The organism is Streptomyces sp. NPDC047886 (genome assembly GCF_043204435.1).
GTDB lineage: Bacteria > Actinomycetota > Actinomycetes > Streptomycetales > Streptomycetaceae > Streptomyces.
Genome location: NZ_JBIDCF010000010.1, coordinates 1 through 13,666 on the forward strand (window position 1 = coordinate 1; position 13,666 = coordinate 13,666).

Sequence of the window (13,666 nt, forward strand, 5' to 3'; positions counted from 1 at the left end):
GCAGGGGGGACCCTGTGGGAGAGTAGGACACCGCCGAACAATTTTTAGCCTCAACCCCTGGTCTTAGGACCGGGGGTTGAGGCATTTTTGCGTTCAGGACGGTTTCACCAGGCGGGTGTCGTACGCCAGGATCACCGCCTGGACACGGTCCCGGGAGCCCGTCTTCGCCAGAATGCGGCCCACATGGGTCTTCACCGTGGATTCGGCGAGATGGAAACGCTCGGCGATCTCCGTGTTCGTCCAGCCCTGGCCGATGACCGTGAGGATTTCGCGTTCCCTGTCGGTGAGCGCGGCCAGGCGCGGGTCCGGAGCCGCCGGCCCTGGCCCGGCCGGGAGGTGCTCGACGTAGGCGTCCAGGAGGCGGCGCAGCTCGGTGAGGGCCTGGCGGCTGGTCGTGGCGATGGCGTCCAGGGCCCTGGGCGGCACGCTCCGGGGACTTGGCGGCCGCGTACCTGCCGCCGTCCGCCAGGCCCGTGATGACCGACAGGTTGTGTCCGATGATGTCGTGCATCTCCCGGGCGATACGCGTGCGTTCGGCGGCCGCGGCGAGCTGGGCCTGCTGGTCGCGTTCGGTCTTCAGGCGGCGCGCCCGCTCCACGAGCGACGCGGTGTACTCCTTGCGGGTACGGACGGCGATGCCCAGCAGCGCGACGAGCGCGAACGCCCACAGGGGCGACACGATCTGCTGTTCCCAGCTGCCGTTCGGGTGGCGGACCGCGCCCACCAGCAGCGGCGGGGTCAGCATTGCGGCCGCCCACCAGAGGCGCTTGGGAGGCAGCCGGAGCGCGATGTTGAAGACCACGACGTGCTGGATCAGCGCTGCCTGCAGCATCGCGCCCGTCCAGCCGCTGAGGAGTGCGAACGGCGCCATGGCGGCCAGCGCGGGCACGGGGTGGCGCCTGCGCCACAGCAGCGGCACGGACAGGCCCAGGCTCATGACGAGGACGAGCCGGGCCGGGACGTCCGTGGCCGCGGCGTTGTTCCGCCAGCCGCCACCCGCGTCGACGAGCGCCGCGGTCAGGAAGAAACCGGTCAGCAGCAGATCCCAGACCAGGGGACGACGCCGGTCGAAGGCCCGTACGCGGTGCAGCGCGCTCTGCACGCGCACGGTGAGCGCACCCGAGGTGCCGCCGTCCCCTGTCCGTTCCGTCACGTGACGATCTTCGTACGGGAGGGGGTCATACGTCCCGCCGTTTCAGCGACAGCCCGGCCGCGCCCAGGGCCGCCCCCACCCACAGGGTCAGGGCGAGCAGGGCCGCGCCGGGGGTCGCGGCGCCCGGCAGCGGGGTGGCCGAGCCGAGGGCGGCGGCGGCCTGGCTGGGGAAGTACGTCAGGGCGGTGTCGGTGGCTTCGTACGGGAGGACGCTGAGGATCTCCGGGACGACCAGTACGCCGCCGACGAAGGCGCCGATGCTGCCGGGGACCGAGCGGACGACGGCTCCGATACCGAGCGCGATCAGGCTGACGAGGGTGATGCCCGCCGAGTTGCCGGTGATGGCGCGGAGCACGCCGGGGTCGACGAGTGACGCGGCCTGGTCGGTGTCGGCAAGGAGGAGCTGGGCGGTGACGAAGGTGACGAGGGCGGTGGCGAGGCTCACCGCGAAGGCCGTCACCGTGAACACCGCGGCCTTCGCCCACAGGACGGGCAGACGGCTCGGTACGGCGGTGAGGGACGCGCGGATCATGCCGGTCGTGTACTCGCCGGCCGTGACGAGGATGCCGAGGACGGCCAGGACGACCTGCGCCAGCATCGTGCCGTACAGGACCAGGACGACCGTGTCGACGTCGGAGTCGCCGCCGTCCGAGGTGTAGGTGGCACCCATGGCGGTGCCCACGCCGAGGACGAGGGCCGCCGAGGTGAGGATCACGGCCCAGGTGGAGCGCAGGGACCACAGCTTGTGCCATTCGGAGCGCAGGACACGGGCGAACGTGACCCGGTAGGCCGTCCGTCGGGCGGCCGCGTCGCCGGTCGGAGGCAGGGTGGCCGGAGGCCGGGCGGTGGAAGGCCGGGTGGTCGGGGTGGTCATGCCGCAGCTCCTGTTAGGGGCGTGGTGGTGGCCTGGTACTCGACCGTGTCGCGGGTCAGGTTCATGAACGCCTGCTCCAGGGACGCGGTGCGCGGGGTCAGTTCGTGGAGGGGGATGGCGTGGGCGGCGGCCGTCCGGCCGATGCGGGCGGCGTCCGTGCCGCGGACCTCCAGCGTGTCGGGGGTCTCCGGGGCGGCGGTGACGTCGGCTTCCGGACACGCGGTGCGGAGGGCGTCGCGGAGGTCGGCGGCGCGCGGTGTGACGACCCTGACGCTCGTCCCGCCCGCTTCCCGTACGAGGGCGGCGACCGTGGTGTCCGCGAGGAGCCGGCCCCGGCCGATGACGATCAAGTGGTCGGCGGTGAGGGCCATTTCGCTCATCAGGTGCGAGGAGACGATGACGGTGCGGCCTTCGGCGGCCAGGGAGGTCAGGAGGGTGCGGATCCAGAGGACGCCCTCCGGGTCGAGGCCGTTGACGGGCTCGTCGAGGATGATCGTCGCCGGGTCGCCGAGCAGGGCGGAGGCGATGCCGAGCCGCTGGCCCATGCCGAGGCTGAAGCCCTTCACCCGGCGGTGGGCGACCTCGGACAGGCCGGTGAGCTCCAGGACCGGCCGCTCCACCATCGGCGGCCGCGCCTACGCCGCCCACCCGGCCCCGCTCACTACGGAGGCGGTGGGTGCTGTTCGTCCGCCCTCGGGCGGGAGCTTTCGCGGGCGCGTGGTACCCGGGTACGACGGGGGAAACGCCGTCGAGTGGCCGGGCCAGGCCGGGGAGGATGGGCGCATGGACATCGTGATACGGCCCGTACGTGCCGACGAGTGGGTGCAGGCCCGTGACATCCGGCTGGCCGCGCTGCGGGACCCGGCCGCGCCGCTGGCGTTCCTGGAGTCGTACGAGGAGGCGCTGCGGCGGCCGGAGGGCTTCTGGCGGGACCGGACCGCGCGGGCGGCGGAGGGCGGGGGCGACGCGGTACGGCAGTTCGTCGCTGAGGCGCCGTCGGGCGGGGCGTGGCTGGGGACGCTGACGGTGCTGGTGGAGCGGCCGGGCGACGAGGCGCGGTTCGGTGCGGCCCCGCTGGTCGACCAGACGCACGCGGTCGGGGTCTTCGTACGGCAGGAGGCGCGTGGCACGGGGGTGGCCGACGAGCTGTTCCGCGCGGGCGTGGAGTGGTCATGGTCGCTGCCCGAGCCGCTGGTCAGGCGGGTGCGGTTGTACGTGCACGAGCGGAACGCGCGGGCGGCGGCGTTCTACCGGAAGGTCGGGTTCGTGCCGACGGGGGAGGCGGTTCCGATGCCGGGTGATCCGGACGCGCTGGAGCTGGAGTACGAGCTGCGGCGCCCGAACGGGCGCGCGGGCGGCGTCCCGGGCCCCGGTGGCCCCGGTGGCCCCGGTGGCGCCGGTGGCGCGGGTGGCGCCGGTGGCGCGGGTGGCGCCGGTGGCGCGGGTGGCGCCGGTGGCGCGGGTGGCGCGGGTGGCGTCACGGGGTGAGGGCGGCTTCCGGCCAGCGGGCGCGCGCCTGCTCCTGCGAGCGGAGGAGGACGAGGGTCGGCAGGCCCTGTTCCTGTCCGGTGGCGAGGAGTTCGGGCAGTCGGGGCAGCGGGGCGACGGCCGCGATGTCGTCCAGGACGAGCGTCAGTGGTGGGTCGAGCCGACCGTCGGATGACCGTGCGGCCATGCGGCGGCCGTGCTCGACCACGTGCGAGGCGAGGGCGGTGAGGAGTGGCATCGCCCCCGGACGGGTCCGAGGATCCTCGATCGGTTCGCCCACCATGTAGAGCGTGCCCCCATCGGCGATGAAAGATGCCAAGGTCAGGGAATCAGTTCGATTCGGTGTGCAGGTCTCGCGGATGTGGATCGAGGAGAGCGAGGACAGCGCCCGCACCGTCAGTTCCTGGGCGATCTCCCGCCGTTCGGGGTAGGCGGTGAGCGCCGACTCCAGGAGCCCGGCGTGGCTGTTGGTGGCCTTGGGGTGCGTACGGAGGATGCGTACGGGTTCGTGGGCGGTGCCGTTGTTCTGCGCCCAGCGGTGCACCTGCTTGAAGGGTCTGCCGTCGACGGCCGCGGCGTGCAGCCAGCAGCGGAGGAGGGTCTCGGCGGTGTCGGCGACGGCCGCGTCCACCCGGGCCCGGGGCCGTACGGGGGCGAGGAGGGCGGCGGCGCGGGCGGCCGCCGTCTCCGTGGACTCGCAGCCGTCGGTGGGCGACCAGTGGAGGCGGGCGGGGGTGTCGCACAGGTGGCCCGGGTCGTAGACGAGGACGGGGCCCAGCTTGGCGCGGGCGTCCTTGGTGTCGGCCCACACGGTCGGGTCGGAGGTGACGACGAGTGCGGGGCCGTCGGCGTCGTGGATGGCCTGGAGGGCGGTCGGCCTGCGGGCGGCGGGGTCGCCGTAGAGGAGGCGTGGGCCGTGGGCGCGGGGCGCAGGGAGGAGGGGTGCGGCGGCGACCACCGGCACCGGAGCGGTGGGGGCGGACGGGGCCGGTGCCGGTGGGGTGGGCGCGGGCGGTGCCGGTGGGGTGGGCGTGGGCGCGGACAGGGCCGGTACCGGTGCTGTGGGTGCCTGTGGGGCTGGCGCTGGGGCCGGTGCTGTGGGTGCCTGTGGGGCTGGGCCTGGCGCTGGGGCCGGTGCTGTGGGTGCCGGGGCGGTGGGTGACGGCTGTGCCACCTCCGCGTGTGCCCGCGCCTCGGGCGCCGGGGCCGGGGCGTCGGCCCCCTTCCCGTACGCCCGTCCCGCTCGGCGGGCCGCGCGTACGGCCCGCCAGCGGGCCACCGTGCCGAGCACGAACACGGTCAGCACCACGAGCACCATCAGCTCGCCGATCAGCAGGCCCCAGAACAGCCCGTACCCCGACAGCTGGGCCGCCGGGGTGCCCGGCCAGGCGGCGGCGAGGTCCTGCGGCGCGGCCACGAGCGACCGCATCGCCGACGGCGTGTGCGGGACCGTCACCCCCTCCGGCCAGGAGCCGTGGGCGAACAGCCCCGCGAGCCCCGTCGCCGTCCACACCAGCAGGGTCAGACCGAGGAGGAACCCCAGGAGCCCTACCAGCAGACCGTCGGGGATGCCCCGTTCCGTGGTCGCGGGCGTGCGTTCCATGTCAGGCCACCGTCGAGCGTGGGGAGCCGTGTGCGGGCTCGTTCAGCTGCTGTTCGATGAGGGCCGCGCGCTGCTCCGCCTCCCACTCCGCGGCCTGGACGTCTTCGGGGAGCTCGGCGGGTGACGATTCGGTCATCGCGCGGTCGGTGTAGACGAGCGGCCGTTCCGCCTCCGTGACCAGGTGTTTGACGACCTGGACGTTGCCGTTGACGTCCCATACCGCGATACCGGGCGTAAGCGTCGGGATGATCTCGACCGCCCACCGCGGCAGGCCGAGCACCCGGCCGGTCGCCCGTGCCTCGTCGGCCTTCTGGGCGTAGATCGTCCGGGTGGAGGCCATCTTCAGGATCGCCGCGGCCTCCCGGGCCGCCGCCCCGTCGACCACGTCGCTGAGGTGGTGGACGACCGCGACGAACGACAGGCCGAGCCGGCGCCCGAACTTCAGCAGCCGCTGGAACAGCTGCGCGACGAACGGGCTGTTGATGATGTGCCAGGCCTCTTCGACCAGGAAGATGCGCTTCTTGCGGTCGGGCCGGATCCAGGTGTGCTCCAGCCACACGCCGACGATGGCCATCAGGATCGGCATCGCGATCGAGTTGCGGTCGATGTGCGACAGGTCGAAGACGATCAGCGGCGCGTCGAGGTCGATGCCGACGGTCGTCGGGCCGTCGAACATGCCGCGCAGGTCGCCGTCGACCAGGCGGTCCAGGACGAGGGCGACGTCCAGCCCCCAGGCCCGTACATCGTCTATGTCGACGTTCATCGCCTCGGCGGACTCGGCCTCCGGGTGCCGCAGCTGCTCCACGATGTCGGTGAGGACGGGCTGCCGGTCGGTGATGGTCTCGACCACGTAGGCGTGGGCGACCTTCAGCGCGAAGCCGGACCGCTCGTCCAGGCCGTGGCCCATCGCGACCTCGATGATCGTACGGAGCAGCGCGAGCTGGCCGGTCGTCGTGATCGCCGGGTCGAGGGGGTTGAGCCGGATGCCGCCGTCGAGCGCCGCCATGGGGTCGAGCCGGATGGGAGTTATCCCCAGCTGCTCGGCGATGAGGTTCCACTCGCCGACACCGTCCTCGCCCTGGGCGTCCAGGACGACGACCTGGCGGTCGCGGAACCGGAGCTGGCGCAGGACGTAGGTCTTCTCCAGCGCCGACTTGCCGTTGCCGGACTCGCCGAGTACCAGCCAGTGCGGGGCGGGCAGCTGCTGGCCGTACAGCTGGAACGGGTCGTACACGTACCCCTTGCCGCTGTAGACCTCGCGCCCGATGATCACGCCCGAGTCGCCGAGGCCCGGCGCGGCGGTGGGGAGGTAGACGGCCTGCGCCTGGCCCGTCGACGTACGCACGGGCAGACGGGTCGTCTCCACCTTGCCGAAGACGAAGGAGGTGAAGGCGTCGGTGAGGACGGACAGCGGATCACGCATCACACAGGCCCCTATCGGCTCTCGGCTATCGGCGGATGCCGGTCGCGAACGGCAGGGTGTTCACGAAGGCCCGGTGGTGCTCGCGGTCGCACCACTCCAGCTTCAGATACGACTTGCCGGCCGAGGCCCGGATCGTCCGCTTGTCCCGGGCCAGGGCCTCGGGCGAACGGGACGACACAGTGATGTACCCGACGAGGTTGACGCCTGCCGCGCCGCTGGCGAGATCTTCACCCCGCTGGTCGAGCCGGCCGTGGGCGGCGATGTCGCGCGGGTCGACGGTCCGGTTCATCTTGGCGGCGCGGCTGGCCTCGGCCTCGTCGTTCGTCTTCTCCGTGAGCATGCGCTCGATGGCGATCTCGGTGGGTTCGAGGTCCATGCAGACCGCGACCGTACGGATCACGTCCGGGGTGTGGACGAGGAGCGGGGCGAGGAAGTTGACGCCGACGGGCGTCATCGGCCACTCCTTGACCCACGCGGTGGCGTGGCACCAGGGGGCGCGGGTGGACGACTCGCGGGTCTTCGCCTGGAGGTACGTCGGTTCGACGGCGTCGAGTTCGGCGGGCCAAGCGTTTCGTTTCGTCATGGCCTGGATGTGGTCGATGGGGTGGTCCGGGTCGTACATGGAGTGCACGAGGGACGCCAGGCGGGACTGGCCGAGGGGCTGGCGGACCCGGATGTCGGCCTCGGCGAGACGGGCGCAGATGTCGGTGAGCTCGCGGGCCATGACGACGGCGAGGCCCGCGTCCTTGTCGAGTTTCCTGGCGCCCGACGCGTGGCGGGCGGCGCGTGCCATGGCGTGGGCCTCCGCGGCCAGTTCGCGGGTGTAGTGCATGCAGGCCACGAGGTAGGCGCGGTGCTGCTCGCTGGAGGTCGACACCATGGACTGGAGCTGGTCGTAGGAGTCCTGGAGCCAGCGGGGGGCGTTCGGTTCGCCGCGCTGGGCGACGTCCTTGGCGTGGGCGTCGGGGTCGGCCGGCAGGGTACGGGCCAGCATCTGGAGGCGGGTGACGAAACCGTCGCCGTTGGCGACGTGCTTCAGCAGGGTGCCGAAACGGTCCACCAGGGCTTCCTGGTCCTCGCTGTCGCGCAGGCCGACACCCGGGCCCTCGATCTCGATGGCCGCGGTGACGGTACGGCGGTCGGCGTGCAGGAGCACGGCGATCTCGTCGGGGCCGAACGGCGCGGAGAGCCAGTTGATGCGGCCGATCCCGGGCGGCGGGCCCACCTCGACCTCGCGGCCGTCGAGCCGGGTGCCGGCCTCGACGGCGGCGGAGCGGTAGGTGGTGCCGCGGCGGAGGGTCCGCTTGTAGCTGCGGTTGATCTCGAACCAGCGGTAGAAGGTGCGGCCCTTGTACGGGACGTACACGGCGGCCAGCGCGAGCATGGGGAAGCCCATGAGCGAGCTGATGCGCAGGGACAGGACGGGGACCAGCAGGCCGCTCATCATGCCGAGGAACGCGCCCGCGATGATCAGGGCGATCTCGCCGGTCTCGCGGTTCTTGCCGATGATCGCGTTCGGCCGGGCGCGGCCGATCAGATACGTGCGGCGGGGCGTGATCGGATGGGACTGGGTCGTCACCGCCCTGCACCTCCTGCTCCTGCTCCTGGTACGGAACCTGGTCCTGATCCTGATGGTCCGCCGGCCCGGCGGCTGCTGTGCGGAGTGCCGCCGGTCGGGCCGCCGCTCGCGCTACGGGGCGGGGGTGCGGCGGAGGGGACAGATCCGCCGCCGGCCCCGCCCCCGGCAGCGGAGGTGCGGGCGCTGTGGGCGGCGACGCCGCCGGATACGGCGCCGGCCGTGCCGCCGCCGGTGCCGCCGCCGCTGCTGTTCTGGTGGTTGCGGCTGCTGTGGGTCTTGATGCCCTGGGAGACCAGCGCGGCGGGCGAGGAGATGACCGCGGCGGCCTGCGCGCCGTCGGTGGCCTGCTTGCGGTTGGTGCGGGCGGAGGCGATCTCGTCGCCGAAGCCGGGCACGAAGCGGTAGATCATCGCGGAGGCGAAGATCGCGAGCAGGATGATGGCGAGACCCGAGACGACGGCCGAGAAGGCGTCGGGGCCGCCGTCGGATGAGAGCGCCCCCGCGAGACCGAGGACGATCACGATGACGGGTTTGACCAGGATGACCGCGATCATGATGCCGGCCCAGCGGCGGACGTGGCCCCACATGTTCTTGTCGACCAGGCCCGCGTAGACGACGGTGCCGAGCAGCGCGCCGACGTACAGCAGGGCGGCGCGGATCACCAGCTCCAGCCAGAGGATGCCGGCGGCGAGGATCGACACGAGGGCGACGACGATCAGCATGATCGGCCCGCCGCCGATGTCGTCGCCCTTCTTGAGCGCGGCGGCGAAGGACCCGAAGAACGCGTCGGTCTGGCCACCGGTGCCGGCGGCGATGACCTCCGTGACGCCGTCGGTCGCGGAGACGACGGTGTACAGGACCAGGGGCGTGAACGCCGACGCGAGAACGGTCAGCCAGAGGAACCCGATCGCCTCCGACATCGCGGTCGCCAGGGGCACCCCGCGGATGGCCCGCTTGGCGACGGCCAGCAGCCACAGCACGAGCGTGAGGATCGTGGAGGCGGCGAAGACGACGGCGTACTGCTGGAGGAACTTGGGGTTGGTGAAGTCGACGGTGGCGGTGCTCTGGACGGCGTCGCTCAGCTTGTCGACGATCCACGCGGCCGCGTCGGCGCAGCCCCGGGCGAGCGAGGACAGCGGGTCGAGAGCGCCACCGGGCTCGGTGAGGGAGGGGGTGCGGCCGTTGTTGGCCGCCTCGCCGTCTTCGCAGTAGTCCTTGGCCAGGCCGACGATGAGGTCGCAGGGGTTGTCGGAAGCTGACGGCGTCGGCGTCGGCGTGGGCGTCGGTGTGGGCACTGCGGCAGCCCGTGCCGCGAACAGGACGAGGGCTGCCTGAACGGCCGCCAGCCCGACGGTGACTGAACGAACGCGGTGCCGAGGACTACCGGGCATAGGTGAAGCCTCCGTATCCGGCGACGGCGCTGGCGATCTCATCCGCCGTGGACGCGCGATTGTCGCCGTTGACCGGTGTCGGGCCTTCGGTCTGGCTCGATGACGCGATCTTCCAGTCGCTGCCGGTCCACTTGAGCTTCTGCGTGATCGTGAACCAGGTCGCGGTCACGGGCTTGGTCGAACCTTCCCCGGCAAGGCCGACGAGGCCGGTGCACCAGACCTCGACGGTCGCCGAGGTGCCGTTGAGTTCGACCACCTTGGTCCCTACGGGGACGGTACGGGAGACGAATGTGAGCCCGGCCGGGCTCGTTCCGTCCTCGTTGAGCCCGACGTTCTTGAGGAAGCCCGGGGAGTACGCCGCGTCGAGGTCGACGAGAAGGCTCTCGACCACGGCGGGGTCGTGCACGGCACGCAGGATCGCGTGCCTGCTGTCCTGTTGGAACATCTCGGCCGAACCCAGCGCCACCGCGTAGTTCGCCGCCGCGCTCTGCGCGCCCTGGTCGTCCTGGGCGTAGCCGGTGGGGATCGTGCCGTTTTTGCCGGTCACCGGTTTCACGCCGGTGGCCGCCGTGGGCGCGGCGTTCGCGCCTTTGTCGCCCTTCGCGGGGGTGTCCTTGGCGCCGCCGCCCCGGTTGGCGAAGGCGATGGCGGCGATGAGCAGCACGACGACGCCCACCACGGTGATCAGGGACCGGGAGCTTCGGGCGGGGCGGCGTGGGGTGTCGTAGGGGTCGCCGACGGGTTCGGGGAGGCGGGTACGGGTCTGGCCGGAGCCGCCGCCCCGGCCGGTGCCGCCGACGTCGTTCTCGTCGCCGAGGCTCATGTCGGGTACGCCCCTTCAACTTCGACCGGTCGCTGCTGGTCAGCGGTGTGGTCGTACGACGGTAGCCGTGCTGGTGTCCGCGCGTGCGCGGTGGGGTGAGTGGACATCAGGAGACGCATCCTCTGCGGGGGCCCGGAGCCGGCGGCGGGTCAGACGGCCATCCCGTACACGATGGTGAACAACGTCCCGAGTGATCCGATGATGAAGACGCCGGTGAGGCCGGCCACGATGAGGCCCTTGCCCTGTTCGGCGCTGAACGTGTCGCGGAGTGCGGTCGCGCCGATGCGCTGCTTGGCCGCGCCCCAGATCGCGATGCCGAGGCACAGCAGGATGGCCACGGCCATGACGACCTCGATCATCACGCGTGCCTCGTTGCCCAGGCTTCCGAATGGCCCCCAGTTAGGGGCGATTCCGCCAATGATGGTGGTGATGTCGCCCTTCTCGGCCGCCAGGTACATGTAACTCACCGCCCCTGTTCGGTAGTTCGACGCCCGTGCCCCGTGGCATGGGTCATCGACTATCTTCGCTGATGAAACCGCCGGTGTACGACGACTTGGCGGGTCTCTTTACCCGATCCCCGCACGTGTGACCGACCTCGGGCCTCTGACCTGTGCGAGTACGCGTATGGTCACTCTGTGTATCACGGGGTGTGACTCCGGGCAATGACCGTCGTTGTTCCCTCTCCGGGGTGCGGAGTCCGAAATGCGGACCGCCGCCCGCCGGAGGTCGTCCGGGAGGCGGCGGTGCGTGTGGGGTGACCGGCTGTCAGGCGCCCGTCTAGCCCATCTGGATGAAGAGGAAGTAGCCGAGGACGGCTACGGCCGTGGCGGTCAGCGCGATCACGGCAATCGCGGCGGCCGTTCCCCCGGAGTCTCCGACGCGGCTCACCTTGTTCCCCATGGTGTTCTCCTGTGTTGCTCGACCCTGCCGTGGTCGTCGGCGGGCGTGTGACGCAGCCGGTATGGCTGTAGGGCACAGATTAGTCGCCAGTGGTCCAGACCAGTGACCAGGTGGGGGCCGCGCGGCCGTGAAGTGGCCGAATTCACCAGCGGGGTCTCCCGGGTCTCCCGGGTCTCCCGGGTCTCCCGGGTCTCCGGGGTCTCCGGGGTCTCCGGGGTCCTTGGTTCACCCTCCGCTGTCGCCGGGGGCCGGGGTCCACCATCCGCTGTCGCCGGGTGTCGATGCGTCATCCGGCCCCTCCGTGCGCGGGCGTGCCGCCGCGACGCGCTGTCCGCGCCCCTTTCGTCCACCTCCTGTGGCGGGGGTCGGCCGCCTAGACTTGGGTGGCCGGCGGACCGGACCGGCGGACGGGGCCGTGTCGAGGGGTGGTTGACGGTGCGTAAGGTCTGGCTGGTCGGCGGTGCGGCCGTCGGGCTGTGCATGACCTTCGTCGCCCTGCTCGTCGTCGGGACGTACTCCGCGGCGGCCGGGCTCATCGGCGGGGCCGGTGGGGTGCGGGGGGCGGTCGGGCTGGCGAAGGGCGCCGTGCCGGCCGCGTACCAGCCGCTCGTGCAGAAGTGGGGAAACCTCTGCGCGGCGGTCAATCCGGCCTTGCTGGCCGCCCAGCTGTACCAGGAGAGCGGCTGGAACCCGCGGGCGCAGAGCCCGGCGCGGGCGCAGGGGATAGCGCAGTTCATCCCCGGTACCTGGGCCACGCACGGGGTCGACGGGGACCGGGACGGCGACCGGGACGTCTGGGACCCCGCGGACGCCATTCCGTCGGCCGCCTCGTACGACTGCGAGCTGGCGAAGTACGTGAGCAAGGTGCCGGGGGACCCGACCGACAACATGCTCGCCGCCTACAACGCGGGCGCCTACGCGGTGATCAAGTACGGCGGGGTGCCGCCGTACAAGGAGACCCAGAACTACGTCCGGATCATCCGGTCCCTGGAGAAGAGCTTCGCCCGGCCGGTCGGGCGGGTCGAGCCGTCGCGGCAGGCGGCCGGGGCGATCTACTACGCGCAGAAGAAGCTGGGCACGCCGTACCTATGGGGCGGCAACGGCACGCCGGAGCAGGGCGGGCGGTTCGACTGCTCGGGGTTGACGCAGGCCGCGTACCGGACGGTGGGGATCGAGCTGCCGCGCGTCGCCAACGACCAGTACAACGCCGGGCCGCATCCGTCACGGGACGAGCTGCTCCCCGGCGATCTGGTGTTCTTCTCTGATGATCTGACGAACTCTCGGGCCATTCGCCACGTAGGTATCTATGTGGGCGGCGGGTACATGATCAACGCCCCGTACACCGGTGCCGTGATTCGTTTCGACAAGATCGATACTCCGGACTACTTTGGCGCCACACGCGTCACCGAGGACGGCGCCAGGGCGCTTCCGCGCGGGCCTTCCGACGCGTGAATCCGCCATGGGCGGACGGTGGAATGCAGGCCGGATACATGACCGGTCGCCCTGATGGTTACTTTGCGTGGTATTCCTGCCCTGAGCTGGGGCGATGTATCACTCTTCGATAACGTCATGGTGATCGTTCCATGGAGAGTGGAACGTACCCCTCCCGCGGGTCGTTCCCTGGACTGACCACTCGACAGACATCCGGGGTCGACACAAGGCAAGGGGCCGCAGCAGATGGCTGGACTCGCATCGGACGGTTCGAACCCCGATGTCAGCCTGCTCTACGACATCAACGGACTCGCCAGGCAGGCCCCGTCGTGGTTCGACCGGGTCATGGAGTTCGTGGGCGAGTACGGCATCATGTTCGCCCTCGTCCTGCTCGTCCTCTGGTGCTGGTGGAGCGTCAGGAGGCGCGGCACGAGGGAGGAGTCGGTGGCGGCCGTCACCGGGCTCGTCTGGACGCCGCTCGCCGCCGGCATCGCGCTGCTCGTCAACATCCCGATCCGCGGCTTCGTCGAACGCCCCCGCCCCTTCCTGGACCACCAGGGGCTGGAGGTGCTCATCGCGGGCAAGACCGACTACTCGTTCGTCAGCGACCACGCCACCATCGCCATGGCCATCGGCGTCGGCGTGTTCATCGCCCACCGGTGGTTCGGGCTCGCCGCGATCGGGCTTGCGCTCGCCGAGGGCTTCTGCCGCGTCTACATGGGCGTGCACTATCCGACCGACGTCGTCGGCGGGTTCGCGCTCGGTACCGCCGTCGCCCTGCTCTTCGCACCGCTCGCGCTGGCGCTGCTCACCCCGGTCGTGTCGGCGGTGTCCCGGTCCCCGCGGGCGGGGCTGCTCGTACGCTCCAAAAGGGCGCCGGTGAGGCGGAACCGCCGCCGCCGGCACCGGACGCTGGACCTTCCCGAGCCCAGGATCGAGCCCCACGCGGCGTCCGGCGCCGGCGAGAGCGACCTCGCGGCCTGAAGCGCCGCGCGGCTCGC

Annotated in this window: 10 protein-coding genes and 4 pseudogenes; 3 read left to right on the forward strand and 11 right to left on the reverse strand. The window is 71.7% G+C overall.

What is annotated here, in order from left to right:
* Nucleotides 1–93: 93 nt before the first annotated feature.
* The 4 genes and pseudogenes from ACGF5U_RS26725 to ACGF5U_RS26740 all read right to left on the reverse strand — a co-directional run.
* Nucleotides 94–366, reverse strand: a pseudogene (locus tag ACGF5U_RS26725) (response regulator transcription factor); the annotation flags it as partial.
* 106 nt (nt 367–472) lie between these two features.
* A pseudogene (locus ACGF5U_RS26730) lies at nt 473–937 on the reverse strand (histidine kinase); the annotation flags it as partial.
* A gap of 241 nt (nt 938–1,178) precedes the next feature.
* Nucleotides 1,179–2,027, reverse strand: coding sequence for an ABC transporter permease (locus ACGF5U_RS26735; RefSeq protein ID WP_392718762.1), 849 nt, complete (start codon nt 2,025–2,027; stop codon nt 1,179–1,181).
* Nucleotides 2,024–2,635 (reverse strand): annotated as a pseudogene (locus tag ACGF5U_RS26740) (AAA family ATPase); the annotation flags it as partial. The pseudogene ACGF5U_RS26740 and the gene ACGF5U_RS26735, both read right to left, overlap by 4 nt.
* 175 nt (nt 2,636–2,810) lie before the next feature.
* Between ACGF5U_RS26740 and ACGF5U_RS26745 the strand changes: the two are divergent.
* A pseudogene (locus ACGF5U_RS26745) lies at nt 2,811–3,365 on the forward strand (GNAT family N-acetyltransferase); the annotation flags it as partial.
* 139 nt (nt 3,366–3,504) lie between these two features.
* On the opposite strand, the gene ACGF5U_RS26750 reads toward ACGF5U_RS26745, so the two are convergent.
* The 7 genes from ACGF5U_RS26750 to ACGF5U_RS26780 form a co-directional block, all read right to left on the reverse strand.
* Complete coding sequence (locus ACGF5U_RS26750) at nt 3,505–5,118, reverse strand: type IV secretory system conjugative DNA transfer family protein (RefSeq protein WP_392718765.1); 1,614 nt, start codon at nt 5,116–5,118, stop codon at nt 3,505–3,507.
* A 1-nt stretch (nt 5,119) separates the two neighbouring features.
* Nucleotides 5,120–6,541 carry an ATP-binding protein gene (locus ACGF5U_RS26755; protein ID WP_392718767.1) on the reverse strand — a complete coding sequence of 474 codons (1,422 nt, stop codon included), beginning with the start codon at nt 6,539–6,541 and terminating at the stop codon, nt 5,120–5,122.
* 25 nt (nt 6,542–6,566) lie between these two features.
* On the reverse strand, nt 6,567–8,120 hold the full coding sequence (locus tag ACGF5U_RS26760) for an SCO6880 family protein (protein WP_392718769.1): 1,554 nt from the start codon (nt 8,118–8,120) through the stop codon (nt 6,567–6,569).
* Nucleotides 8,117–9,511: a hypothetical protein gene (locus ACGF5U_RS26765; RefSeq protein ID WP_392718771.1), complete on the reverse strand. Its 1,395-nt coding sequence runs from the start codon at nt 9,509–9,511 to the stop codon at nt 8,117–8,119. The genes ACGF5U_RS26760 and ACGF5U_RS26765 overlap by 4 nt, the downstream gene beginning before the upstream one ends.
* The gene (locus ACGF5U_RS26770) at nt 9,501–10,334 is read right to left on the reverse strand and encodes a hypothetical protein (RefSeq protein ID WP_392718773.1); all 834 of its coding nucleotides are present in this window, start codon (nt 10,332–10,334) and stop codon (nt 9,501–9,503) included. The genes ACGF5U_RS26765 and ACGF5U_RS26770 overlap by 11 nt, the downstream gene beginning before the upstream one ends.
* Nucleotides 10,335–10,483: 149 nt before the next feature.
* Nucleotides 10,484–10,792 carry a hypothetical protein gene (locus ACGF5U_RS26775; protein ID WP_017945892.1) on the reverse strand — a complete coding sequence of 103 codons (309 nt, stop codon included), beginning with the start codon at nt 10,790–10,792 and terminating at the stop codon, nt 10,484–10,486.
* 319 nt (nt 10,793–11,111) lie between these two features.
* Nucleotides 11,112–11,234 carry a hypothetical protein gene (locus ACGF5U_RS26780; RefSeq protein WP_392718775.1) on the reverse strand — a complete coding sequence of 41 codons (123 nt, stop codon included), beginning with the start codon at nt 11,232–11,234 and terminating at the stop codon, nt 11,112–11,114.
* A 450-nt stretch (nt 11,235–11,684) separates the two neighbouring features.
* Between ACGF5U_RS26780 and ACGF5U_RS26785 the strand changes: the two genes are divergently transcribed.
* Both ACGF5U_RS26785 and ACGF5U_RS26790 read left to right on the forward strand, forming a co-directional pair.
* A complete protein-coding gene (locus tag ACGF5U_RS26785) occupies nt 11,685–12,686 on the forward strand; it encodes an NlpC/P60 family protein (protein ID WP_392718821.1) in 1,002 nt (333 codons plus the stop codon).
* Nucleotides 12,687–12,911: 225 nt separating this feature from the next.
* On the forward strand, nt 12,912–13,649 hold the full coding sequence (locus ACGF5U_RS26790; RefSeq protein WP_392718777.1) for a phosphatase PAP2 family protein: 738 nt from the start codon (nt 12,912–12,914) through the stop codon (nt 13,647–13,649).
* Nucleotides 13,650–13,666: the final 17 nt, after the last annotated feature.